General features: G+C 70.6%; 19 protein-coding genes. 13 read left to right on the top strand and 6 right to left on the bottom strand.

From position 1 onward, the window contains the following. Positions 1-11: 11 nt before the first annotated feature. The 3 genes from ABZX10_RS06290 (at position 12) to secA (ending at position 4,872) form a co-directional block, all read left to right on the top strand. Entirely contained in the window at positions 12-692 is a 681-nt protein-coding gene (locus tag ABZX10_RS06290) for a phosphoribosyltransferase family protein (protein ID WP_355535935.1), read from the top strand. 611 nt (positions 693-1,303) lie between these two features. Further along, positions 1,304-2,026 (top strand): ribosome-associated translation inhibitor RaiA, encoded by a 723-nt coding sequence (gene raiA, locus ABZX10_RS06295; protein WP_355535938.1) that lies wholly within the window; start codon positions 1,304-1,306, stop codon positions 2,024-2,026. 95 nt (positions 2,027-2,121) lie between these two features. Further along, the gene (gene secA, locus ABZX10_RS06300) at positions 2,122-4,872 is read left to right on the top strand and encodes a preprotein translocase subunit SecA (protein WP_355535941.1); all 2,751 of its coding nucleotides are present in this window, start codon (positions 2,122-2,124) and stop codon (positions 4,870-4,872) included. A 68-nt stretch (positions 4,873-4,940) separates the two neighbouring features. Here secA and ABZX10_RS06305 read toward each other — a convergent pair whose 3' ends face one another. Then, a complete protein-coding gene (locus ABZX10_RS06305) occupies positions 4,941-5,621 on the bottom strand; it encodes a lysophospholipid acyltransferase family protein (RefSeq protein ID WP_355535944.1) in 681 nt (226 codons plus the stop codon). A gap of 65 nt (positions 5,622-5,686) precedes the next feature. Then, positions 5,687-6,250 carry an Rv3235 family protein gene (locus tag ABZX10_RS06310; RefSeq protein ID WP_355535947.1) on the bottom strand — a complete coding sequence of 188 codons (564 nt, stop codon included), beginning with the start codon at positions 6,248-6,250 and terminating at the stop codon, positions 5,687-5,689. Between the two features lie 105 nt (positions 6,251-6,355). On the opposite strand from ABZX10_RS06310, the gene ABZX10_RS06315 reads away from it, so the two are divergent. The 8 genes from ABZX10_RS06315 to ABZX10_RS06350 all read left to right on the top strand — a co-directional run bounded on the left by ABZX10_RS06315 (position 6,356) and on the right by ABZX10_RS06350 (position 15,322). Further along, positions 6,356-7,759 (top strand): wax ester/triacylglycerol synthase family O-acyltransferase, encoded by a 1,404-nt coding sequence (locus ABZX10_RS06315; protein ID WP_355535950.1) that lies wholly within the window; start codon positions 6,356-6,358, stop codon positions 7,757-7,759. Beyond that, positions 7,760-8,281 (top strand): hypothetical protein, encoded by a 522-nt coding sequence (locus ABZX10_RS06320; protein WP_355535953.1) that lies wholly within the window; start codon positions 7,760-7,762, stop codon positions 8,279-8,281. A 23-nt stretch (positions 8,282-8,304) separates the two neighbouring features. Further along, positions 8,305-8,913 (top strand): Uma2 family endonuclease, encoded by a 609-nt coding sequence (locus ABZX10_RS06325; RefSeq protein ID WP_355535956.1) that lies wholly within the window; start codon positions 8,305-8,307, stop codon positions 8,911-8,913. A 22-nt stretch (positions 8,914-8,935) separates the two neighbouring features. After that, the gene (locus ABZX10_RS06330; protein ID WP_355535959.1) at positions 8,936-9,370 is read left to right on the top strand and encodes an META domain-containing protein; all 435 of its coding nucleotides are present in this window, start codon (positions 8,936-8,938) and stop codon (positions 9,368-9,370) included. 70 nt (positions 9,371-9,440) lie between these two features. Further along, positions 9,441-10,586, top strand: coding sequence for a ferredoxin reductase (locus tag ABZX10_RS06335; protein ID WP_355535962.1), 1,146 nt, complete (start codon positions 9,441-9,443; stop codon positions 10,584-10,586). Positions 10,587-10,705: 119 nt separating this feature from the next. Continuing rightward, positions 10,706-11,965: a fatty acid desaturase gene (locus ABZX10_RS06340; RefSeq protein WP_355535965.1), complete on the top strand. Its 1,260-nt coding sequence runs from the start codon at positions 10,706-10,708 to the stop codon at positions 11,963-11,965. Between the two features lie 615 nt (positions 11,966-12,580). Further along, positions 12,581-13,867, top strand: coding sequence for a fatty acid desaturase (locus ABZX10_RS06345; protein WP_355535968.1), 1,287 nt, complete (start codon positions 12,581-12,583; stop codon positions 13,865-13,867). 33 nt (positions 13,868-13,900) lie between these two features. Next, positions 13,901-15,322 (top strand): acyl-CoA desaturase, encoded by a 1,422-nt coding sequence (locus ABZX10_RS06350; protein WP_355535971.1) that lies wholly within the window; start codon positions 13,901-13,903, stop codon positions 15,320-15,322. A 19-nt stretch (positions 15,323-15,341) separates the two neighbouring features. Here ABZX10_RS06350 and ABZX10_RS06355 read toward each other — a convergent pair whose 3' ends face one another. After that, positions 15,342-16,229 carry a universal stress protein gene (locus ABZX10_RS06355; RefSeq protein WP_355535974.1) on the bottom strand — a complete coding sequence of 296 codons (888 nt, stop codon included), beginning with the start codon at positions 16,227-16,229 and terminating at the stop codon, positions 15,342-15,344. Continuing rightward, positions 16,226-18,052, bottom strand: a complete 1,827-nt coding sequence (locus ABZX10_RS06360; RefSeq protein WP_355535977.1) for an amino acid permease — start codon at positions 18,050-18,052, stop codon at positions 16,226-16,228. The genes ABZX10_RS06355 and ABZX10_RS06360 overlap by 4 nt, the downstream gene beginning before the upstream one ends. Before the next feature lie 211 nt (positions 18,053-18,263). Here ABZX10_RS06360 and ABZX10_RS06365 point away from each other — a divergent pair, with 211 nt between their 5' ends. Further along, a complete protein-coding gene (locus ABZX10_RS06365) occupies positions 18,264-19,013 on the top strand; it encodes a gamma-glutamyl-gamma-aminobutyrate hydrolase family protein (RefSeq protein WP_355535980.1) in 750 nt (249 codons plus the stop codon). 132 nt (positions 19,014-19,145) lie between these two features. Here the strand turns inward: ABZX10_RS06365 and ABZX10_RS06370 are convergent, their stop codons facing one another. Next, a complete protein-coding gene (locus ABZX10_RS06370; RefSeq protein ID WP_355535983.1) occupies positions 19,146-20,528 on the bottom strand; it encodes an aspartate aminotransferase family protein in 1,383 nt (460 codons plus the stop codon). Between the two features lie 37 nt (positions 20,529-20,565). Next, positions 20,566-22,095 (bottom strand): CoA-acylating methylmalonate-semialdehyde dehydrogenase, encoded by a 1,530-nt coding sequence (locus ABZX10_RS06375; RefSeq protein ID WP_355535986.1) that lies wholly within the window; start codon positions 22,093-22,095, stop codon positions 20,566-20,568. An 81-nt stretch (positions 22,096-22,176) separates the two neighbouring features. Here ABZX10_RS06375 and ABZX10_RS06380 point away from each other — a divergent pair, with 81 nt between their 5' ends. Beyond that, positions 22,177-23,739: a PucR family transcriptional regulator gene (locus ABZX10_RS06380; RefSeq protein ID WP_355535989.1), complete on the top strand. Its 1,563-nt coding sequence runs from the start codon at positions 22,177-22,179 to the stop codon at positions 23,737-23,739. Positions 23,740-23,749 lie beyond the last annotated feature (10 nt).

A 23,749-nucleotide genomic window follows, 5' to 3' on the forward strand; every position in this document is an offset into this window, starting at 1 on the left:
GCGGGGGAGCGATGCGCGTCGGGCGGGCGGTGCGCGGCGTGCTCGGCGGCGTGGACGACCTGGTCGAGCTGGCGGTGCCCCGCACCTGCGGCGGCTGCGGCGCGCCCCGGGTGCGCTGGTGCGGCCGCTGCGAGGCGGCCTTGCACGACGTCCCGGCCCTGATCCGCACCACGGCGCCGGCCGGGGTGCCCGTCTGGACGCTGGGCCGGTACGACGGTGCGCGGCGCCGCGCGGTCCTGCAGCTCAAGGAGCGCGGCCGGGGTGATCTCGTCGTGCCGCTGGGCCGGGGGCTCGCGCACGCGCTGCTCCGCCTGGGGGCGTGGGGCGAGCTCGACGGTGCGCCGCTGGTCCTGGTCCCGGCACCGACGACGGCGTGGGCGGCGCGGCGCCGCGGCGGTGATGTGGTGACCGCGGTGTGCCGGGCCGCCGCCCGCACGGCCGCTCCCGTCCGGGCGATGACGGTGTCGCCCGTCCTGCGGTCCGTCGGGGCCGCGGAGTCCGTCGGCCTCGGCGCCGCCGCCCGTGCGGCGAACGTCCGCGGGACCGTGCGGGTGCGCGCGCTGCCGGCCGACGGCACCGTCGTCCTGGTCGACGACGTGGTGACCACCGGGGCCACCCTGGCCGAGTCCGTCGCCGTCCTGGCCCGACGGGGCGTCACCGTCGCCGCCGCGATCACCCTCGCCGCGGCGTGACCGTACTGCGCTGCTGTGTGAGAGGGGTCCGATCGACTGCGCGGCGGACCAGTTCGGCGAGCCCGAGCCCCGACGCCCGCGACTCCGCGAGGAGACGCTCGTACTGCGCGTTCTCCAGGGTGATCTGCGTGCGATGGCCCATGATGTACGGCTACATCACTTGGGGTGCCGGATCGTGCGCTCCGTCGTTCCCCGGGCATCCCGCTGTTCATCGAAAGGGGTGAGCCCGGCGACCACGTGATCCCCGCGCGGAGGTTTCGGCAGCGCGCTGCCGAAACCTGCGAGCGCTGCCAGTGGTCGGCAGCGTCCGCGAACAACGGCAGCGTGCTGCCGAACCTCCGCGGCGTCCGGCGGCGCGGTCGGGCGCACGCCGGCCGCAGGGTGACGCGCCAGTGAACTCACAGCGACCAAATCCTGGCGGGAAGGGAGAACGCGGGCTATCTTCGGGGGTACCTTTCCGGTCCGAGATCCAGGAGGTGATGTCGCACTTCCCAGGCGCCCGGCAGTCCGCCCGGCGTTCGAATCTGAGCCTGCAGTCACGCATCTGACCACGCGCCGGAGTAGTGATCCGGCCGAGCGTAGAGGCTGTGGGCCCGCATGAAAGGTTCCACATGACCCTTCTGTCCCCGCGCGACACGAATCGCGCCCACGCGACCCCCAACGTCGAGGTCGACCCCTTCCGCGAACCCGGCCACGTGGCCGACGAGCGCGACAAGGAGTTCCTCACGCCCAACGCCCCCGTGGCCATCGACGGCCGCAACGTGGAGGTGCCCGAGCACTTCCGCGTCTACCTGGAAGACAAGCTGGCCCGGCTCGAGAAGTTCCGCTCGACGATCACGATGTTCGAGGTGAACCTGTTCCACGAGCCGAATCCGCGGCAGTCCAAGGCCTGCCAGCGGTTGGAGCTCACCGTCCGCGGCAAGGGCGGCGTAGCCCGGGCCGAGGCGGCTGCCGAGAACTTCTACGGCGCGTTCGAGACGGCGCTGACCCGGCTGCAGAGCAGGCTGCGCAAGGCGTCGGACCGCAAGAAGGTGCATTACGGCAACCGGACCCCGCTGTCGGTCTCGGAGGCCACGGCACCGTCGGCCCTTCCCGACGCGCCGGTCGACGAGTCCGACGGCGACCCGTACGCCCATCTGGTCGAGGACCACCTGCCCGGTCAGGTGGTGCGCATCAAGGATCATCCGGGCACTCCGATGACGGTCGATGACGCGCTCTCGCAGATGGAACTGGTCGGTCACGACTTCTTCCTGTTCTTCGACAAGGAGACCGAGCGGCCGTCCGTGGTGTACCGCCGGAAGGCCTTCGACTACGGCCTCCTCCGCCTGACCTGACGTTTCGCCTACCATGGATCCCGGTCGCGGTGACGCGGCCGGGATTCGTGTGTGTGTGCGTCATTACGTGACAAGTAACGGATAGAGGTTGCTCAGTGGTTCTCTCCAAGGTGCTGCGGTTCGGCGAAGGCCGGATGGTCAAGCGGCTCGACGGCCTGGCCTCCTACGTGGAGAGCCTGAACGACGAGTACGAGGCGCTCTCCGACGAGAAGCTCCAGGCCAAGACCGAACTGTTCAAGAAGCGGCTGGAGAAGGGCGAGACCCTCGACGACATCCTCCCCGAGGCCTTCGCGACGGCCCGCGAGGCGGCCTGGCGCGTGCTCGGGCAGAAGCCCTACCACGTGCAGATCATGGGCGCGGGCGCGCTGCACCAGGGCGACATCGCCGAGATGAAGACCGGCGAGGGCAAGACCCTGACCTCGGTCATGGCGGCCTACGCCAACGCGCTCACCGGTGACGGCGTGCACCTGGTCACGACGAACGACTACCTCGCCAAGCGCGACGCGGACTGGATGGGCCGCGTGCACCGCTTCCTCGGGCTCGAGGTGGACTGCATCCTGGCCGGGCAGGACCCGGACCGCCGCCGCGTGGCGTACGCCGCGGACATCACCTACGGCACCAACAACGAGTTCGGCTTCGACTACCTGCGCGACAACATGGCGCACAGCGAGGAGGAGCTGGTCCAGCGCGGCCACCACTACGCCATCGTCGACGAGGTGGACTCGATCCTCATCGACGAGGCCCGCACGCCGCTCATCATCTCCGGCCCGGCCGACGGGTCGAGCAAGTGGTACACGGAGTTCTCGCGCATCGTGCCGCTGATGGAGAAGGACGTCCACTACGAGGTGGACATCCGGAAGAAGACGATCGGCGTGAACGAGGCCGGCGTCGAGCTGGTCGAGGACCAGCTGGGCATCGAGAACCTGTACGACTCGGCGAACTCGCTGCTCGTCAGCTACCTCAACAACGCGATCAAGGCCAAGGAACTGTACGAGCGCGACAAGGACTACATCGTCCGGTCGGGTGAGGTCCTCATCGTCGACGAGTTCACCGGCCGCGTGCTCGCGGGTCGCCGCTTCAACGAGGGCATGCACCAGGCCCTGGAGGCGAAGGAGAACGTCGAGATCCAGGCGGAGAACCAGACCCTGGCGACGATCACGCTGCAGAACTACTTCCGTCTCTACGACAAGCTCGCGGGCATGACCGGTACGGCCGAGACCGAGGCCGCCGAGCTGCACCAGATCTACAAGCTGGGCGTCATTCCGATCCCCACGAACAAGCCGATGATCCGCAAGGACCAGACGGACCTCATCTACAAGACGGAGGAGGCGAAGTTCGCCGCCATCGTCGAGGACATCGCCGAGCGGCACGAGGCCGGCCAGCCCGTGCTCATCGGCACCACCTCGGTCGAGCGGTCCGAGTACCTCTCGCGTCAGCTCGAGCGCCAGAAGATCCCGCACACGGTCCTCAACGCCAAGTTCCACGAGCAGGAGGCGGCGATCATCGCCAAGGCCGGCACGCCCGGCGCGGTGACGGTGGCCACCAACATGGCCGGACGCGGAACCGACGTCGTGCTCGGCGGCAACCCGGACATCCTCGCCGACCTCGCGCTGCGCGAGCGCGGCCTGGACCCGGTCGAGACCGCCGAGGAGTACGAGGCCGCCTGGGAGGAGACGATCGAGAAGATCAAGAAGGAGTCCAAGGCGGCGGCCGACGACGTGCGCGAGGCCGGCGGCCTCTACGTTCTCGGCACCGAGCGGCACGAGTCGCGGCGCATCGACAATCAGCTGCGCGGACGCTCCGGCCGCCAGGGCGACCCGGGCGAGTCCCGGTTCTACCTGTCGCTGGGTGACGAACTGATGCGGCGCTTCAACGGCGCGCAGATCGAGGCGTGGATGAACCGCGTCAACCTGCCCGACGACGTGCCGATCGACAACAAGTTCGTCTCCCGCGCGATCCGCAGCGCGCAGACGCAGGTCGAGCAGCAGAACTTCGAGATCCGCAAGAACGTGCTCAAGTACGACGACGTGCAGAACGAGCAGCGCAAGGTCATCTACGACGAGCGCCGCAAGATCCTCCGCGGCGAGGACCTGTTCGACCAGGTCAACCACATGACCGACGACGTCGTCTCCGCCTACGTCGACGGCGCCACCGCCACCGGCTACGTCGAGGACTGGGACCTCGAGGAACTGTGGACGGCGATGCGCACGCTGTACCCGATCGGCCTCGACTGGAAGCAGGTCGTCGGCGAGGACGAGAACGGCGACCGTGACGAGATCACCAGCGCCGAGCTCAAGAACATCCTGCTCAAGGACATTCACAGCGCCTACGACGCGCACCAGGAGAGCATCGAGAAGGCCGCCGGCGAGGGCACGATGCGACAGGTCGAGCGGTCCGTGCTGCTGACGGTGCTGGACCAGAAGTGGCGCGAGCACCTCTACGAGATGGACTACCTCAAGGAGGGCATCGGCCTGCGCCAGATCGCCCAGCGCGATCCGGTGGTCGAGTACCAGCGCGAGGGCTTCGACATGTTCAACGGCATGCTCGAGGGGCTCAAGGAGGAGTCGGTCTCGACCCTGTTCAAGGTGCAGGTCCAGCAGCCCGAGGAGGGCGCTGCCGCCCCGTCCGCGGACGACGACGCCGCGATCGCGCTGAGCAAGGCCCTCGCCGAGCCGGATCCGGAGAAGATCACGCTCTCCGGCCCCTCCGAGTCGGGCGACCTCACGGAGATCTCGCAGAGCGCCGACGAGCCGCAGGGCACGCGCTCCGAGCGTCGTGCCGCCAAGCGCGAGGCCGACAGGGCCGCGCAGAAGGCGTCGAGCGCTCGGGCGAAGCACCGCCGGTAACAGCGACGGACAGAGATCGGCCCCCGCATCCGGGATGCGGGGGCCGATCTCTGTCCTGCGGGAGACGGTTACGCCCCGCCCTTCTTCGCGTACTCGGGCACCCTGTCCTGGCCGGTGCGGGCGCCGATCGCGTCCATCATCCGATCGGTGGCGCGGCGGATCGACTCCTGATCGTCGACGCTCGCGTCGCTGAGGTCGAGCGGCGGCAGCACGTCGACGGTGACCCGGCTCTTCCAGAAGTTCTTCAGCGTGCGGTGATCCGTGCGGCCCAGCGCGATGGGCACGATCGGCGTGCCGGTGGCCAGCGCGACGCGCACGGCGCCGGTCTTGCCCTTGTACAGGCGTCCGTCGGGGGAGCGGGTGCCCTCGGGATGGATGCCCCACGCGCCGCCGCCCTCGACGATCCCGGTTGCCGCTTCGAGCGCGGGCGCGGACACGGAGCCGCCGCGCCGGTCGACGGGGATCTGCCCCATGCCGGAGAAGAAGACCTTCTTGAACTTCCCCTTGAGCCCGGGTTGGGTGAAGTAGTCGGCCTTGGCCAGGAACATCACCGGGCGCCGGGCGCTCTGGACCACGTAGAACGAGTCCGAGATCGCGAGGTGGTTGGCAGCCAGAATCACCGGCCCGGTACGCGGAATGTTCTCCAGCCCGGTGTATTCGGGGCGGCCCCAGGCCCAGAGGGCGGGGCCGATCAGGAGGTGGCGGGCGACTCGGTACCGGAACGCGGCGCGCAGGGAACTCAGCGACATGCCCCATTGTGTACCGCTCCGCGGGCCCGGGCGTCCGCGATTGGCGGAATCAACCCCGGCGGTGCTCACGCCGCGGTCGTGAACGCGACCCACCGCCACCGTCCGGCCGTTGCCTCGACCCTGCCCGCGGCCGCGAGGACGCGGTCCCCGCGGCTGTAGGTGAGGAAGATCTCGGCGCCCACATCGGCATCGCCGGCGCGCGAGCGGGTGCGCGGTGCGAGCGCCCGGGGCGTGCCGACGTGCACGTCGCCCCAGCCGGACACGACCCCCGCCGGACCGTGATCGGCGAGCGTGCGGAGCACGTCGACGACGGTGTTCGACGCGATCGCGGCCAGGTGCTTGGCGGGCCGCCGTCGGTCGAGCACCTCGAAGACGGGGCGCAGCGTCGACAGCACGAACCGGTGCGCGTCGGGGTGGACGGCGGCCACCGGGCCGGGCAGGGACGTCGGCGCGGGCGGTCCGGGCCTCGACGGTGCCGGGACCGGCGGTGCGGCCGGTGCGGCCCGCGTCCGCGTCAGCGGCTGCGCCGGCGGCTCGGCGGACGGCGCGCGCAGCACGACGAAACCCTGGTCCCTCGACGACGGCGCGCGGGACCCGGTCCCGTCGGCCGTGAGAATGTTCGCCCCCATACTCATTAGACGCATCAGGAAGCCGTTCGGATCCCTCGTACTCGAACGGGCTCGTCCCCGCCGATCCCGTATGCTGGCGCCGAAGATCGACCCTGGGGAGGTGCAGTGAAGGGCAGGCTCGGCCAGTCCGACGCGGAGTTCTATGCGTTGGAGAATTCCACGACCCCCACGCACGTCGGGTCGCTGGTGATCCTGCGGCGCCCGGAGGAGGGCCTGGACTACGAGCGGCTGCTCGACACCATCGAGGAGCGTCTCGCCGAGGTGCCGCGGTACCGGCAGAAGGTCCGGACGGTGCCGCTGGGCATCGCCCGGCCGGTGTGGATCGAGGACCGCGACTTCGACATCACCTACCACGTGCGGGTCTCCGCGCTGCCGCAGCCGGGCAGCGACGATCAGCTGCACGACCTCGTCGCCCGCCTGAACTCGCGCCCGCTCGACCGCGAGCGCCCGCTGTGGGAGGTCTACCTCATCGAGGGCGTCGCCGACGACCGGCTGGCGGTGTTCACCAAGACCCACCTGGCGCTGGTCGACGGCCGCGCCAATGTCGACCTGATGCAGTTGCTGCTGACCGACACTCCGCACACCCCGCAGCCGCCCGAGGACCTGTGGATGGGCCAGCACGAGCCGAGCGACGGCGAACTCGTGATGGGGGCCGTCATCGACATGCTCTCGCGGCCGAAGCGCACCGCGGCCATGATCCAGGGCGTCGTCGGCGAGGTCGCGGAGTCGATCACCGGTCTGCAGGAGGACGCGGCCAACGTGATCGAGCGCGCGTCGTCGCTGGTGCGTGCCCGCACCGCCGTGACACCGGTCCGCTCGCTCAACGTGCCGATCTCCCGGAGCCGGCGGTTCGCGGTCGCGCGGATGGACCTCGAGGAGTTCCGGCGGCTGCGCGCCGCGTACGGCTGCACGGTCAACGACCTGCTGCTGTCGGTGGTCGCGGGTGGCCTGCGCACGTGGCTGATCTCGCGGGGCGAGCCGATCAGCGCCGGCACCGAGGTGCGGGTACTCGAGCCGATCGCCGTCGACGACGTGGGCCTGGGCGTCGGGGAGCAGGTGCGGGCGTACATCGTCCGGCTGCCGGTCGCGGAGGGCAATGCGGTGGTCCGGATGCGCCAGATCGCGCACGGCGCGGCGGCCCAGGTCGACCGGAACCGGCAGGTGGCCGCCCGGGCGCTCGCCGCGAGCGGCGGCTTCACGCCGCCCACCTTGCACGCCCTCGGCGCGCGCACGGCGATGAGCGTCTCGCCGCGCTCGTTCAACATCCTGGTCACCAACGCGCCGGGGCCGCAGGCGCCGGTGTACCTGGCGGGCATCGAGGTGCAGCAGGTGTACCCGGTGCCGCCGCTCATCGCCAATCAGGTGGTGTCCATCGGCATCACGTCGTACAACGGCACGGTCTACATCGGCCTCAACGCCGACCGCGACGGCATGTGGGACGTGATCTCGATGACGGAATTCCTGTACGAGGCGCGCGACGAGCTCGCCGCATCCGCGAAGGGGGAGTAGATGTCGGTCCGCGTGTACGTGCCCAGCACCCTGGCCGGGCTGCAGGTCCTGCAGCGCGACGGTGAGCTGTTCCCGTTGGGCGGCACCGTCTTCGGGGTGACGCCGGCGTTGCGCGAGGCGTACACCTCCGGCGACGACGAGGAACTCGCCGAGGTCGCCATGCGGCACGCCGCGCGCGCCTCCCTCCGCTTGCTCGCGGTCGACGGTGCGCCGGAAACCGATGGCGCGGAACCGGACCCGGTCCGGCGCGTGGTGATCACCGCCGACGTCCCCGCCGCGAAGGAGCGCCCGGACCTCGACGACGCGGTGCTCAAGGTGACCGAGCCGATCCTCCTGAAACACGTGATCGCCGTGCACGTGGACGTCGCCGACGCCGAGGACGCCGTCACCCGCGCCGCGCAGGTCGTCGACGCAGCGGACCTGGGCGCCGAGGACGCCGAGCTCGCCGTCGGCGACGCCGAGGATCACGACCTCGCCTGGTACGCGACGCAGGAACTGCCCTTCCTCCTCGAACTGCTCTAGCCTGGAGCCGGGAGGTGATCGCGATGGCGGCGCCAGTGCACGACGAGGGGTTCGATCCGCTCATGGAGTTCGCCGGGGGGTGGACGACGGAGCTGGCGGAACGGTATCTGCCCATCGAGGGCGCACCCGCGGCGCGATACGAATGTCTCGGGGGGAGACTGGTTGTGAGTCCGGTGGAGGGGGCCGCGAACAGTTGGGGAGAACTCGAACTGGCGGCCGTGATGCGGTTGCCGGCCCGGGCGGCGGGGTATGTCGTGTACAACCCGCTGAACGTGCTCTTCGACGATCGAACCTGGATCGTGCCCGACCTCGTGGTGCTTCGCGAGCCCGCCGGCCAGGTCACGTGGGTGCCGGTGGAGCGGGTGCTCATGCCGGTGGACTTCGTGTCACCCGGTAGTGGCTACCGCGACCGATGCGAGAAGCCGGCGCTGTGTGCGGCCGCGCGGATCCCCTACTTCCTCCGGGTCGAGATCGACGGCAAGGACGTCGAGGTCGAGCTCGGCGAGCTGGCGGACGGCGAGTACCGGGTCGTGGCCCACGCCGTGAGCGGGCAGGAGTTCCGCACGGACGTGCCGTTCCCGATGTCCTTCGACCCGCTGGAGTTGCTGGAGCCGGGGGTGGCCCCGCGCTGACGTGCCGGGTTACCGTGGTGGTATGACGGTGCGCGGTGCCCGGTTCGCGGTGGCCCTCCTGGTGGGGGTCGGCGTCGCCGTTCCGGTGCCGGTGGCCTCTGCGGCGCCGGTGCCGCTGATCGGCACCCAGTGGCGGTTCGAGGCGAGCGGCTTCGCGCGGACCGCGCCGGTGAAGTACTCCGGCGCCCCGGCCTTCTTCAGCATCAAGGGCGCCGGCGGCGGCGGGAACGACGGCTGCAATGTCTTCGGCATGACGACCGCGGTCAGGGGTGAGTCGGTGACCTTCAGCGGCATGGTCTCGACGATGCGGGCCTGCATCCGGCCCGGCGCGAGCGCGCAGTTCCGCGCGGCCTTCGCCGGCGAGCGCACGGTCCGGATCACGGGGGACCGGCTCCGCGTGTCCGACGGTGCGCGCGGCTACTGGGACTTCGTCGCCGCAGCTCAGTCGAAGCGCTAGCGCGTCACACCTCGATGGGACAACCTGGAAGAAATTGTCCCAACTACCTACGGCACCGTAGGCTCAGGGCATGAGCAACCGTTTCCGCGCCCTCCGTGACTGGCTCGAATCCCCGGCCAAGGACGTTTCCGCCGAGCACCCCCGCACCAATCTGGTGCGCGGCGCCGTGGCGCGACTGACCACCCCGCTGCTCCCGGACGATTACCTGCACCTGATCAACCCGCTGTGGTCGGCGCGCGAGCTGCGCGGCAAGATCGTGCGGGTCGAGCAGGAGACGGACGAGTCGGTCACCCTCACGATCGAGACCGGCTGGGGCTTCAACACCAAGTACGAGGCCGGCCAGTACGTCGGTATCGGCGTGCTCGTCGACGGCAAGTGGACGTGGCGCTCGTACTCCCTGACCTCTGTGCCGGACATGGGGCAGGGCCGCGGGCCGCGCGAGGTGTCGATCACGGTCAAGGCGATGAACGAGGGCTTCCTGTCGAACCACCTCGTCTCGGGCGTCTCCGAGGGCACGATCGTGCGGCTGCAGGCACCGTCGGGCGACTTCACGCTCCCGAACCCCCTGCCGCCCAAGGTCCTGTTCCTCACCGCGGGCAGCGGCATCACGCCCGTGATGGCGATGCTCCGCACCCTGGAGCGGCGCGGCATCCCCGCGTCCACCGACATCGTGGCCGTGCACTCCGCCCCGACCGCCGACGCGACGCTGTTCCGCGACGAGCTCGAGGCCTTCGATGCGAACCACGACAACGTCTCCGTGCAGCTGCGCTACACCCGCGACGCCGGTCGCCTGACGCCCGCCAACCTCGGCGAGGTCGTGCCGGACTGGCAGGAGCGGCAGACCTGGATCTGCGGGCCCGGCGTCTTCCTGAACGACATGGAGAAGGCCTGGAAGGACCGCGGCATCGAGTCGCGGTTGCACCAGGAGCGGTTCACCGTCGAGCGTGCGGACGTCTCGGCGAGCGGCGGCGAGGTCACCTTCCTCAAGGCCGGCAGGACCACCGAGGTCGACGGTGCCACCACCCTTCTGGAGGCCGGTGAGGCCGCCGGTGTGCAGATGCCCTTCGGCTGCCGCATGGGCATCTGCCAGACCTGCGTGGTGCAGCTCGCCGACGGCCAGGTCCGTGACCTGCGCAGCGGCGACCTGCACACGGAGGGCGAGCGGATCCAGACGTGCATCTCGGTGGCGGTCGGGGACTGCACGCTCGACGTCTAGCCCTCGGCCGGGACGTCTGACCTGTGGTTCGGTCACATCCGTTGACAGCCTACGCGCCCGTAACTTACGGTTGCGTAGGTTAGAGACGACACCGACCGACCACTGAAGGGCGGGCCCGCATGGCGATCACCGACATCCCCGAGTACGCGCACCTCACGGAGGCCGACGTGGAGACTCTGGGGGCGGAGCTGGATGCGATCCGGCGTGACATCGAGGCCGTCCGCGGCGAGACGGACGTGCAGTACCTGCGGCGCACGATCGCGGCGCAGCGCGGGCTCGAGGTGGCGGGCCGGGCGATGCTGCTCGGTGCGCACAAGCGCGGCTTCTGGTGGGGTTCGGCGGTCTCGCTGGGTCTGGCGAAGATCATCGAGAACATGGAGCTCGGGCACAACATCATGCACGGGCAGTGGGATTGGATGAACGATCCGGAGATCCACTCGACGACGTGGGAGTGGGACAACGCGGGTACCTCGCGCTTGTGGAAGCACACCCACAACTACGTGCACCACAAGTACACCAACGTCCTCGACATGGACGACGACGTGGGCTACAAGACGCTGCGCGTCACGCGCGATCAGCCGTGGACCCCGTTCAACTCGGGGAACCTGGTCTACAACACCATCCTCATGCTGCTCTTCGAGTACGGCGTGGCCATCCAGCACCTCGAGCTGGGCCGCGCGGCCACCAAGTGGAAGAAGTCCTGGTTCGACCGCGAGGGCTTCAAGGCCGACGCCTCCGACGTGGGCCGCAAGATCGGCCGCCAGGTGCTCAAGGACTACGTCGCGGCTCCGCTGGTCGGCGTGCCCTTCGGCGGCGCGCGCGGCTGGCGCAAGGCGCTCACCGCCACGATCACCGCCAACGTGATCCGGAACGTCTGGACGAACGCCGTCATCTTCTGCGGCCACTTCCCCGACGGCGCCGAGAAGTTCACCAAGCAGGACGTCGACAACGAGACGCAGGCGCAGTGGTACCTGCGGCAGATGCTCGGCAGCGCCAACCTGTCCGGCGGCCCGGTCATCGACTTCCTCTCCGGCAACCTGAGCTATCAGATCGAGCACCACCTGTTCCCCGACCTGCCGTCCAACCGGCTCTCGGAGATCGGTGTCCGGGTGCGCGCGCTGTGCGAGAAGTACGACCTGCCGTACACGATCGGCCCGCTGCACGTGCAGTACTACAAGTCCTGGCGGACCATCGCCAAGCTGTCGCTGCCCGACAAGTACCTGCGCGACACCGCCGACGACGCCCCCGAGACCGCCTCGGAGGCGATGTTCGCGGGTACCGAGTTCGCCGAGCCGCGGGTCGATGCGGTCACCGGTCGCCGGTTCGGCCTCAAGGCCGCCCGTGCCGCCGTCCACGCCCGGCGTCGCCGCCGCGCCTGACCTCACGGTCTCGATGCCCGACGGTGCGCCGCGCACCGTCGGGCATCGGCGTCCGGTGGGGGAGTTGGTGTTTGGGTGGGGTGTGAATTTCTGGTGGGGGAGATCTGGCTCCCGGTGGGGGAGATCCGGCGTCTGGTGGGGGACTCGGCGCCGAGCGGGGGACGGTCGAGCCCATGCTGAACGCACCGCGTGTGGTGGGGGACCGAATGTGGGGCGCTCGTGCCGGCGCCGCGCGGGGGACGGCCGACCCCACACCACACGACCGGCTTCCGGTGGGGGATGAAACCATAGAGTCGCGGATCGGTGCCGCGGGGGACGACGCCGTGACATGAGTCGAGCAGTGGATCGGACGCGCGCACCGCCCGGCCGGCGGCGCTCCGGCCGCCGCTGCCACGCCGCCCGCCGCTGCCACGCCGCCCGCTGTGGCGCTCGGACCGCCCGTCGCCGACCCGGCCACGGCGCACCGTCGAACCCGATGACCTGCCGAACCACGGAGCGTGTGACGTGCGCCCCAGGTGGAACAAGATCGATGACTTTGTCCTACCCGGCTGCTACAGTGGAATCGTTCTGTTCTTGAGGCCGCTGCATGCGGTCGTACCGATTGGGGATCGCCTCGTGGCTATCACTGACGTCGCGGAGTACGCGCACCTGACCGACGCCGACATCGAGGCGCTCGGTGCTGAGCTGGACGCGCTGCGCCGCGAGATCGAGGAGAGCCGCGGCGAGGAGGATGCGAAGTACATCCGTCGCGTCATCAAGAGCCAGCGCATCGCCGAGACCGCCGGCCGCGTCTTCGGGCTGGGCGCCGGCATGAAGGGCTGGAAGGGCAAGGCCGCGTGGGCCGCCTCCGCCGCCTGCCTGAGTTACGCGAAGGTGATCGAGAACAACGAGCTCGGCCACAACATCATGCACGGCCAGTGGGACTGGATGAACGATCCGGAGATCCACTCCACCAGCTGGGAGTGGGACAGCGCCTCGGACGGCAAGTTCTGGCGCCACACCCACAACTACATGCACCACAAGTACACCAACGTCACCGACATGGACGACGATATCGGCTACGGCATCCTGCGCGTCACGCGCGATCAGCCGTGGGAGCCGTACATGCTGTTCAACCCGGTGTACAACTTCATCCTCATGACCGGCTTCCAGTACGGCAAGGCCGTGCAGCACCTCGAGCTGATGAACGCCATGAAGGCGGCGCTCAACGGCGGCGAGCAGTACGCCGAGTACGACTGGGAGGAGTTCCGCAGCCGGCTCAAGGTGGTCCTCACCAAGATCACCAAGCAGACCGCGAAGGACTACGTCCTGTTCCCCGCGATGGCTGTTCCGTTCACCGGCGCGCGCGGCTACAAGAAGGCCGCCTCGGCCAACCTCGTCGCGAACACCGTGCGCGACGTGTGGGATCACATGACCATCTTCTGCGGCCACTTCCCGGACGACGCGGAGAAGTTCACCATCGAGGACATCGAGAACGAGACCCTCCCCGAGTGGTACCTGCGCCAGATGCTCGGCACCGCGAACTTCGAGGGCAGCAACGCGCTGCACTTCATCACCGGGCACCTCGGTCGGCAGATCGAGCACCACCTGTACCCCGACCTGCCCTCGAACCGCTACAACTACATCAACGCGCGCCTGGTCGAGATCTGCGAGAAGTACGACCTGCCCTACAACAGCGGCCCGATGTGGAAGCAGTACGCCGAGTCGTGGCGCACCATCATCAAGCTCTCGCTGCCGGACCGGTTCCTCACGGCCACCGTCGACGACGCGCCCGAGACGCACTCGAACAAGCGCTTCTACGACGAGTCCGGCACGACCACCGTGGTCAAGGGTGACATCGACGCCGAGGGCAACCGTCGTGGCCTGCGCTCGCACGTCGAGGAGCTGGCGGCAGCGAAGTAACGGGGCGGGCCGGACGCGCGTAGCCTTAGACACGTGGCTATCACTGATGTCGGCGAATACGCACACCTCGATGACGCCGACATCGAGCAGCTCGCGCGGGAGCTGGACGCCATCCGCGCCGAGGTCGAGTCGTCGCGCGGCGAGCGGGACGCCCGGTACATCCGTGGCGTGATCCGGGCGCAGCGCGTCCTCGAGGCCGCGGGCCGGCTCACCATCCTCGGCTCGAAGAGTCGATGGTTCTGGGCCGCGGGCGCGAGCATGCTCGGGGTCGCCAAGATCATCGAGAACATGGAGCTCGGGCACAACGTCATGCACGGGCAGTGGGATTGGATGAACGATCCCGAGATCCACTCCACCACGTGGGAGTGGGACATGGCCTGTCCCGGTGCGCATTGGAAGCACTCGCACAACTTCCTGCACCACAAGTACACCAATGTCGTGGGCATGGATCTGGACGTCGGTTACGGCGTCCTCCGGGTCACCCGCGACGAGCAGTGGCAGGCCAAGCGGTCCGCCCAGTTCCTCAACAACCTGTTCCTCGGGCTCACCTTCGAGTGGGGCATCGCCCTGCACGACATCGAGCTGGCGGAGGCCATCGCCGGGAACAAGCCGTGGCCGCAGACCCGGAAGCAGCTGCGGGAGTTGGGCGTCAAGGCCGCGCGGCAGCTGGGCAAGGACTTCGTGCTGTACCCGGTGGTCAGCAAGGCCGTCGGCGGCTCGTTCGGGCGCACGCTGTCCGCGAACCTCACCGCGAACATCGTCCGCAACATCTGGACCTACGTCGTCATCTTCTGCGGCCACTTCCCCGACGGTGCCGAGAAGTTCACCACCGAGTCCATCGTCGACGAGACGCCGGGCGAGTGGTACCTGCGGCAGATGCTGGGCAGCGCGAACATCTCGGGCGGTCGCGCCATGGACTTCATGACGGGCAACCTGAGCTACCAGATCGAGCACCACATGTTCCCGGACCTGCCGTCGAACCGGCTCGCGGAGATCAGCGTGAAGGTGCGGGCGATCTGCGAGAAGTACGACATCCCGTACACCGAGGGGCCCCTGCTGCGTCAGTACTACCTCTCCCAGCGCACGATCGCGAAGCTCTCGCTGCCGGACCGCTGGCTGCGTGCCACCTCGGACGATGCGCCGGAGACGGCATCGGAGCTGCGGTTCGCCGCGATCCGCGAGCGTCTCGTGGTCGCCCAGGAGAACGCGCAGGACAGGTTCGCCCTGGCGCAGGAGAACGCGCACGACCGGCTCGTCCACGCCCAGGAGGCGGCGCAGGACCGCCTGGCGCACGCCCGTGAGGCCGCGCACGCCGCGCAGCTCGAGGTGGAGCGCGTCGGCCTGCGCACGGCGATCGCCGAGGCGGCGCGGCACAAGGTCGAGGAGAAGCGGGCCCGGTCGGAGGCCAAGCGCGCGGGTCGCCGCAGGCGCCGCCGGGGTGCGACCGCGATCTGAGTCGCACCCGGCGGGCCTTCTACCGGGGCGGCCGCGGCAGGATCATCACGGGCACCGGGGATGCGCGCAGGATGCGCGCGGCGGCGGACCCGAGCAGCACGTGCTGCAGCGGGGCCGCGGCGCCCGATCCCAGGAGGAGCAGGTCGCCGGGGCGCCACTCCACGCTCTCGACTGCGGCGCGCCAGTCCGGGCCACTCCCGAGCTCGAGGTCGACGCCGTCCTCGAGCGCCGGGCCCGGCACCGCCTCGATCTGTGCATCGATCGCCGCCCGGGTGCGCTCCCACCAGCTGCGGAGCACCAGTTTCTCGGCCTGCGCGGTGTCGATCATCGCCGAGTACGCGGCCACGTCCCGGGCCGCGAAGGACACCACCCGGAGCCGGACGCCCCAGGCCCTCGCCAGGCCCGCCGCGGCGGGCAGCAGCCCGTTCGCGTCGGCGTTGCCGCCGTACGCGACGGTCAGCCGGCGCACGGGGATCGGACCGGGCCGGTACGCGCGCGGCGCGATCGCGACGGGCACCGCGGCGGCGTGCACGAGGCGGTCCGTGACGCCGCCCAGGGCGACCCGTCCGAGCAGGCTCGACGAGGACGACCCGACCGTCACCACGCTCACCGAGTGCTCCGTCGCGAGCGCCATCAGGCCGTCGGGGACGGATCTCGCCTGCCGGACGTCGACGGTGACGCCGACGCCGGCCGGGAGCCCCTCGACGGTGCCGTGCAGCGCCCGCTCCGCCTGCACGGTCAGGTGCTGCGCGTACTCGTCCTCGAGGGGATCGGCCTGCGGGGGCAGTCGGCGCTCGACCACGGACGCCGCGATGATCGACTCGCCCGTGGTCCGCGCGATCTGCGCGGCGAGCTCCACCGGTGCCGCGCCGTGCCGGCTCGCGCTGAATCCGGCGACGATGGTCATGCCGGTGACTCCTCGGTGTCGGCCGCCGCGACCACGTGGGTGACGGGGAGTCCGTGCTCGAGTCGGGCCCGGTCGACCATGTCGAACCGCTGCCACACCGAGGTCTCCGGCGGGAGGGTCGAGATGACGATGTGGTCGGGGTGGAACGAGGTGACGCCGTCGGCGAGTGCGCGCAGCGGGCGGTAGTCGCCGAGCACGCCGTCGACCTCGACACCCTCGGCCCGCAGGGCGTCGACGGTGCGCTGCAGCCGGTCCGACGCGACCTGTTCGGTCACGGTCCACAGATCGAGGGGGCCGTGCGTCTCGCCCGCCCCGGCGTCGATGGGATTGAGGGGCACGACGACGTGGAACCGGGTGTCCGCGTCGGCGCCGATGCGGCGCAGTTCCGCGCCGAGCTCAGCCGACCCGAGCGTGCGGTTGGCCACGACGAGCACGCGGGCGGGCGGCGCACCGTCGGACTGCGGGGACGCGACCGTCGGGCGTGAGGCCACGAACCAGCGGTTCGCGAAGAACAGCGCGATGATGACGGCCCAGGCGCCGAGGCTGAGCAGCAGCTGGGACCGGGTCGACCCGTCGATGTACATCTGCGCGAGCACGGCGATCATCGCGACGATCGTCACCAGCGACAGCACGGGGAAGAGCCACATCTTGACGGTCAGGCCCTCGGAGCCGTTGCGGAAGCGGAGCACGGTCTGGGAGATCGCGATCAGCAGGTACACGAAGATGATCACCGCGCCGGAGGAGTTGAGCAGGAAGGTGAAGATCGTCGACTCCCAGAAGGCCGCGGCGATCACGCAGAAGAAGCCGATCACCGACGAGGCGAGGATCGCGCGCACGGGGACGCCGTTCGCGGAGACCTTCATCAGTTGCGGCGGCGCCTCTCGGCGTGCGGCGAGCACGAAGAGCATGCGCGAGGCGCTGTACATGCCGGAGTTGAGGCAGCTCAGCACGGCCGTGAGCACGACGGCGTTCATGATGTGCTGGGCGTAGGGGATGCCCATCGCCTGGAACGCGGAGACGAAGGGCGAGGCCGCGAGCTCGGCCCCGTTCCACGGCAGGATGCAGGTGAGCAGGAAGGCGGAGCCGACGAAGAACACGGCGATGCGGACGATCACCGAGTTCGCGGCCCGGGCCACGGCCTTCTGGGGGTTCTCCGACTCGGCGGCCGCGATCGTGGCGATCTCGGCGCCCATCATCGAGAAGATCACCGTGACCACGCCGACGGTCACCGCGCCCGCTCCGAGCGGGAAGAAGCCGCCGTGCGCGGTGAGGTTCGACAGGTCCATCGACTTGCCCGGCCACAGGCCGAAGACGAAGCAGCTGCCCAGCACGAGGAAGGCGATGATCGCCGCGACCTTGAGCCCGGCGAACCAGAATTCGAACTCGCCGAAGGACGACACCGAGAACAGGTTCGTCGCGGTCATGAGCGCGAGGAGCACCATCGAGGTGAGCCAGAGCGGCGCCCCGGGGATCCACAGCTGGATGATCTTGGCGCCGGCGATCGCCTCGAAGCCGACGACCACCACCCAGAAGTACCAGTACAGCCATCCCGTCGAGAAGCCCGCCCAGTCGCCGAGCGCGGCGCGCGAGTAGTCGGAGAAGGAGCCGGTCGAGGGGTTGGACACGGCCATCTCGGCGAGCATCCGCATGATCATGATCACGAGGATGCCGGCGAGCGCGTAGGTGATGAACGCACCGGGGCCGGTGGCCTTGATGACCACACCGGAGCCGACGAACAGGCCCGCCCCGATCACACCTCCGATCGCGATCATTCGTAGTTGTCGTTCGCTCAAGGCCTTCTTGAGTGCGGGGGACTCGCCCACGGCCTACCTCCGGTTCGGATGGACGCTCATCGCTGTCGCGCTCCATGAGTGATGGGGATCACATGATCCGCATCCAGCGTGACCGCGCCGGGGCGGGATGGGCGGCTGCAGAGTGTCAGGAATCATCAGCCATTCGCTACAGGTTGTAAGGCGTTCGTCGCGCCGGCTGCGCATAGCATCCAGTCGCAGCACGACGACGACAGGAGCTCGGATGCACGCATCGACGCAGGTGACGCCCGTGATCGGGGTGTGCGGGATCCGCACGCGCGCGCAGTACGGAGGCGTGTGGGACCGTCGGGTCACGATGCTGCCCGACACCTACGCCCGGGCGGTCTCGGAGGCCGGCGCCGTCGCTCTCGTCGTCGTGCCCGACGGTGCCCTCGCCGCGCGCCCGGGGCTGCTCCTGGACCGGGTCGACGGCCTGCTGCTCGCCGGCGGTGCCGACCTCGCACCGTCGAGCTACGGCGCCGCGGAGCACCCGCGGACCGGGCCCACCGACCCGCTGCGCGACCGGGTCGAGATCGCTCTGGTCCTGGCCGCGATCGAGCGGGGCACCCCGTTGCTGGGCGTCTGCCGGGGCATGGAGGTCCTCAACGTCGCGCTGGGCGGCGACCTCGTCCCGCACCTGCCCGACGCGCTGGGCGGCGATCGCACGCACCTGCGGACCGACGGCGTGTTCGAGAGCCATCCCGTCCGGATCGTCGCGGGCACGCTCACCGCCGGTCTGGTGGGCGCCGAGCGGGCGGTGGTGCACTCGCATCATCACCAGGCGGTGGGCCGGCTGGGCCGGGGCCTGACGGTGACCGCGGACGCGTCCGGCGGACGGGTCGTCGAGGCCGTCGAGCTCGACGGTGCGCCACTGGTGGCCGGGGTGCAGTGGCACCCCGAGGAGGACCCGTCGTCGACGGTGATCGCGGAGTTCGTGCGGCGCGTCGCCGGGCGGCTGTCCGACGGGGCCTGACGGTCCGCCGTCGCCCGCCCCCTGCGTGCCCGCCTGGGCCGCCCGCCTGGGCCGCCCGCCTGGGCCGCGAACGCCGAACGCGCCCACCCGGACTCGTGGATCCGGACGGGCGCGTTCGTGTTCCGCGGGGGTTTACGCGGTGTGCGCGTCGGCGAGGTTGAGGGCTTCGTCGAGGATGCGCAGGCCCGCGCGGGCCTCCTCGGCCGTCACCGTGCACGGCGGCACGACGTGGATGCGGTTGCCGTTGACGAAGGGGAGCAGGCCGCCCTTCTTGCACGCGGCGACCGTCTCGACCATCGCCGGCGAGGAGCCGCCGTACGGGGCGAGGGGCGCGCGGGTCGCGCGGTCCTCGACCAGCTCGATCGCCCAGAAGACGCCGGTGCCCCGCGTCTCGCCGATGGAGCGGTGCCTGGCGCGCATGCCCGCGAGCGCCGGGCCGATGACCTCGGCGCCGATCCGCGCGGCGTTGTCGATGATCTTCTCCTCCTCCATCGCCTCGATCGTCGCGACCACGGCGGCCGCCGCGAGGGGGTGGCCGGAGTACGTCAGGCCGCCCGGGTACGCGCGGTCGGCGAAGGTCGCGGCGATCTCGTCGCCGATCGCGACGCCGCCCATCGGGACGTAGCCCGAGTTGACGCCCTTGGCGAAGACCAGCAGGTCCGGCACGACGGGCCCCGCCGCGGTGGCGGCGTGCTCGATCGCGAACCAGGTTCCGGCGCGGCCGAACCCGGCCATCACCTCGTCGGCGATCATGACGATCCCGAACTCGGTGCACAGCTCCCGGACACCGGCGAGGTAGCCGGGCGGCGGGATCATGATGCCTGCGGTGCCGGGGATCGACTCGAGCACGATCGCCGCGATCGTGGACGGGCCCTCCAGCTCGATCACGCGACGCAGTTCCTCGAGGGCCCGCTCGCACTCCTGCCGCTCGGTCTCGGCGCGGAACACCGACCGGTACAGGAACGGGCCGTTGAAGTGCACCACGCCGTGCGCGCCGCGGTCGCTGGGGAAGCGCCGGGGGTCGCCGGTGAGGTTGATCGCGAGGTCGGTGCCGCCGTGGTAGCCGCGGTACCGCGCCAGCACCTTGTGCTTGCCGGTGTGCAGGCGCGCCATCCGGACCGCGTGCTCGATGCCGTCCGCGCCGCCGTTCGTGAAGAAGACCTTGTCCAGATCACCCGGGGTGCGCTCGGCGATCAGCCGCGCCGCCTCGCTGCGTGCCGCGTTGACGTGTTGCGGCGCGATCGTGCACAGCGCGGCCGCCTGATCGGCGATCGCCGCGACCACCTTCGGATGCTGGTGTCCCACATTGGTGTTCACCAGTTGTGAGGAGAAGTCCAGCAGCCGGTTGCCCTCGCCGTCCCACACGTACGAGCCCGCGGCGGCGATCACCGTCATCGGGTCGAGGTGCGCCTGCGCGGACCAGGAATGGAAGACGTGCGCGCGGTCGAGCGCGTGGGCGCGGGCGCCCGCGGCGACGGCGGCCTCGAGGTCGGCCCCACCGGGGAGTGCGGTCATCGTCGTTGCTCCTTGTCGTTTCGTCGAGTGCCGGCCGTCAGACGTTCTGCGGGAAGCCGAGATTGATGCCCCGGTTGGCGGGGTCCTGCCAGCGGGTGGTCACGACCTTGCCGCGGGTGAAGAAGTTCACGCCCTCGGTGCCGTAGGCGTGCGTGTCGCCGAACAGCGAGGCCTTCCAACCGCCGAAGGAGAAGAAGGCGGTGGGCACGGGGATCGGCACGTTGACGCCGACCATGCCCACCTCCACCTCGTTCTGGAAGCGTCGTGCCGCGCCGCCGTCGGCGGTGAAGATCGCGGTGCCGTTGCCGTACGGGCAGTCGGCGATGAGCTGCATGCCCTCCTCGTAGGTGTCCACGCGCACGACGGAGAGCACGGGGCCGAAGATCTCGTCGGTGTAGACGCTCATGTCGGTGGTGACGTGGTCCAGCAGAGTCGGGCCCACCCAGAAGCCGCCCGCGACGTCCTCGGCGTCGCCGCCCGCCGCCGGGGCGACGGCGCGGCCGTCCACGACGACGGTGGCCCCGGCCTGCTCGCCGGCGTCGATGTAGCCGGCCACCTTGTCGCGGTGCGCTCCGGTGATCAGCGGGCCCATGTCGGCGGTGCCGGTCCCGTCGCCGGTCACCAGGGTGCGGGTGCGCTCGGCGATCTTCGCGACCAGTTCGTCGGCGATGTCGCCGACGGCGACGAGCGCGGACACGGCCATGCACCGCTCGCCCGCGGAGCCGAAACCGGCGTTGACCATGGCGTCCGCGGCGATGTCGAGGTCGGCGTCGGGGAGCACGATGGCGTGGTTCTTCGCGCCGCCGAGCGCCTGGACGCGCTTGCCGTTGGCGGTGCCGGTCCGGTAGACGTACTCGGCGATCGGGGTGGACCCGACGAACGAGACGGCCTTGATCCCGGGGTTGGCGAGCAGCTCGTCGACGGCGGTCTTGTCGCCCTGGACGACGTTGAACACGCCGTCGGGCAGCCCGGCCTCGGCCAGCGTCCGCGCGATCCAGAGGGCCGCGGAGGGATCCTTCTCGCTGGGCTTGAGGACCACGGTGTTGCCCGCCATGATCGCGATGGGGAAGAACCACATGGGCACCATCGCGGGGAAGTTGAAGGGTGAGATCACGGCGACGGGGCCGAGCGGCTGGCGGATGGACGACACGTCGACCATGGTCGAGACGTTCTCGCTCATGGCGCCCTTGAGCAGGTGATTCATGCCGCAGGCGAACTCCACGACCTCCTGGCCACGGGTCACCTCGCCGAGCGCGTCGGAGTGCACCTTGCCGTGCTCGGCGGTGAGGATGGCGGCGAGCTCGTCCTTGCGGGCGTTGAGCAGCTCGCGGAAGGCGAACATGATGCTGGTGCGCTTGGCCAGGGAGGTGTCGCGCCACGCCGGGAACGCGGCGGCGGCGGCGTCGACGGCGGCGCGGGTGTCCGCGACGTCGGCGAGCGCGACGCGGCCGCTGACGGCGCCCGTGGCGGGGTTGGTCACGGGCGCGTGGTTGCCGGAGGCGCCGGCGAACGGCGCGCCGTTGATCCAGTGATCGATCGTGGTCGTGCTGATCTCGGTGATGGTCATGCACCCACTGTGGTGCCGCCCGCCCGGGGAAGGCGTCGACGTTCCGTCAGTATTCGGTGCCAGCGTTTTACACTTCGTTGCATGGGTGTGACAGTCGCCGAAGTACTCGCCCTCCCGGTGGTCCGGGCGGGGGAGCCCGAGGTCCACGTCGCTGCGGGCCTGGACCGGCAGGTGAGGTGGGTGCACGTGGGCGACGCCGCGGCGGTCGCCGACCTCCTGACGGGCGGGGAGCTGATCCTGACCACCGGGCCCGCCCTCGCCTCCGACCCCGGCGGCTACTGCACGGCGCTTGCCGACGCCGGGGCGGTCGGGCTCGTCGTCGAGCTCGGGCCGCGGCTGCCGGACCTGCCGGCGGCGGCGGTCGCCGCGGCCGAGCGCGCCGGGATGGCCCTGGTGGCGCTGCGCCGCGAGATCCGGTTCATCGCGCTGACCGAGCACGTCCATCGCGCCATCGTCGCGGCCCAGTTCGACGAGGTGGAGTTCGCGCGGCACGCCCACCAGGTCTTCACCGAGCTCTCCATGCGGCGCGCGGACGCCGACGCCATCGTGACCGCCGCCGCGGACCTGCTCGGCACGCCCGTGGCGCTCGAGGACACCGGCCGCCGGGTGCTGTCGCTGGCGGCGCACGGCCGCGCCACCGCCGATCTGCTCGAGGGCTGGCCGACCCGGTCGCGGGCCGACGGTGTCGCGGTGTCCGTGGGCGCCGACGGCAAGGTCTTCGCCCGGCTCGTGGCCCCGCTCGCGGAGCCGACGCCGCGCGTCGCGATGGTGCTGGAGCGGACGGCACAGGCGCTCGCCCTGCGCGAGATGGTCGAGCGGGACCGGACCGCCCTGGAACAGCAGGCGCAGCACGGCCTCCTCGACGACCTGCGGACCGGTCGGATCTCCGATGAGGCGGGTGCCTCGGCCCGGGCGCGGAATCTCGGTCTGGAGATGGCCCGCTACTACGTGCCGATCTGCGTACTCATCGACATGGACACGGGTCACGACGAGCTCAGCACGCGCCGGCGACAGGTGCAGGTCCACGACGCCCTGCGGCATGCGCTGGGGCTCGCCCGGCTCACGGCGATCAGCTCGGTGACCGGCTCCGCCGTGGACGTCGTGGTGGCGTGTCCGGCCCCGGATCCGGACGCGGCGGTGGACCGGGCGGGGCTGCTGATGATCGCGGAGGTCGGCCGGGTCCGCGGGGTCCGCGCCGTCACGATCGGGGCCGGGCCCGCGGTGGGGCGCATCGTGGACGCGGTCGCGGGCATCGCCGACGCCCATCACGTCGCGGCGGTCGTCGCGGCGATGCCGCGGGCCGAGGCGCGCGTCCACCGGTCCGCGGACACGCGGCTGCGTGGGCTGCTCGCGCTCCTCGCCGACGATCCGCGGGTCCGGGCCTTCGCCGCCGTCGAGCTGCGCCGGATCACCGACGGTCCGGAGCCCGAGGCGAACCTCGAGCTGCTGCGGGCGTTCCTCGAGACCGCCGGGAACAAGACCGAGCTCGCCCGCCGCCTGCACGTCTCGCGACCCACCCTCTACGCCCGCTTGGCGACGCTGCAGGAGCGGCTGGCCGTCGATCTGGACGACGGGACCTCGCGGACCTCGCTCCACGCGGCGCTGCTCGTCCGGGACGCCATCGGTCCGCTGCCGCCGCGGTGACCGCTGGGTG

The sequence above is a fragment of the Tsukamurella sp. NPDC003166 genome (assembly GCF_040611135.1).
GTDB lineage: Bacteria > Actinomycetota > Actinomycetes > Mycobacteriales > Mycobacteriaceae > Tsukamurella.

What these genes read in the sequence shown, in the direction of transcription:
- ABZX10_RS06335 (WP_355535962.1), top strand. Translation starts at nt 9,441, where the DNA reads ATGAGCAACCGTTTCCGCGCCCTCCGTGACTGGCTCGAATCCCCGGCC.
- ABZX10_RS06340 (WP_355535965.1), top strand. Translation starts at nt 10,706, where the DNA reads ATGGCGATCACCGACATCCCCGAGTACGCGCACCTCACGGAGGCCGAC.
- ABZX10_RS06370 (WP_355535983.1), bottom strand. Translation starts at nt 20,528, where the DNA reads ATGACCGCACTCCCCGGTGGGGCCGACCTCGAGGCCGCCGTCGCCGCG.
- ABZX10_RS06320 (WP_355535953.1), top strand. Translation starts at nt 7,760, where the DNA reads ATGTCGGTCCGCGTGTACGTGCCCAGCACCCTGGCCGGGCTGCAGGTC.
- ABZX10_RS06375 (WP_355535986.1), bottom strand. Translation starts at nt 22,095, where the DNA reads ATGACCATCACCGAGATCAGCACGACCACGATCGATCACTGGATCAAC.
- ABZX10_RS06355 (WP_355535974.1), bottom strand. Translation starts at nt 16,229, where the DNA reads ATGACCATCGTCGCCGGATTCAGCGCGAGCCGGCACGGCGCGGCACCG.
- ABZX10_RS06380 (WP_355535989.1), top strand. Translation starts at nt 22,177, where the DNA reads ATGGGTGTGACAGTCGCCGAAGTACTCGCCCTCCCGGTGGTCCGGGCG.
- ABZX10_RS06325 (WP_355535956.1), top strand. Translation starts at nt 8,305, where the DNA reads ATGGCGGCGCCAGTGCACGACGAGGGGTTCGATCCGCTCATGGAGTTC.
- ABZX10_RS06330 (WP_355535959.1), top strand. Translation starts at nt 8,936, where the DNA reads ATGACGGTGCGCGGTGCCCGGTTCGCGGTGGCCCTCCTGGTGGGGGTC.
- ABZX10_RS06305 (WP_355535944.1), bottom strand. Translation starts at nt 5,621, where the DNA reads ATGTCGCTGAGTTCCCTGCGCGCCGCGTTCCGGTACCGAGTCGCCCGC.
- ABZX10_RS06310 (WP_355535947.1), bottom strand. Translation starts at nt 6,250, where the DNA reads ATGGGGGCGAACATTCTCACGGCCGACGGGACCGGGTCCCGCGCGCCG.
- ABZX10_RS06290 (WP_355535935.1), top strand. Translation starts at nt 12, where the DNA reads ATGCGCGTCGGGCGGGCGGTGCGCGGCGTGCTCGGCGGCGTGGACGAC.
- ABZX10_RS06365 (WP_355535980.1), top strand. Translation starts at nt 18,264, where the DNA reads ATGCACGCATCGACGCAGGTGACGCCCGTGATCGGGGTGTGCGGGATC.
- raiA (WP_355535938.1), top strand. Translation starts at nt 1,304, where the DNA reads ATGACCCTTCTGTCCCCGCGCGACACGAATCGCGCCCACGCGACCCCC.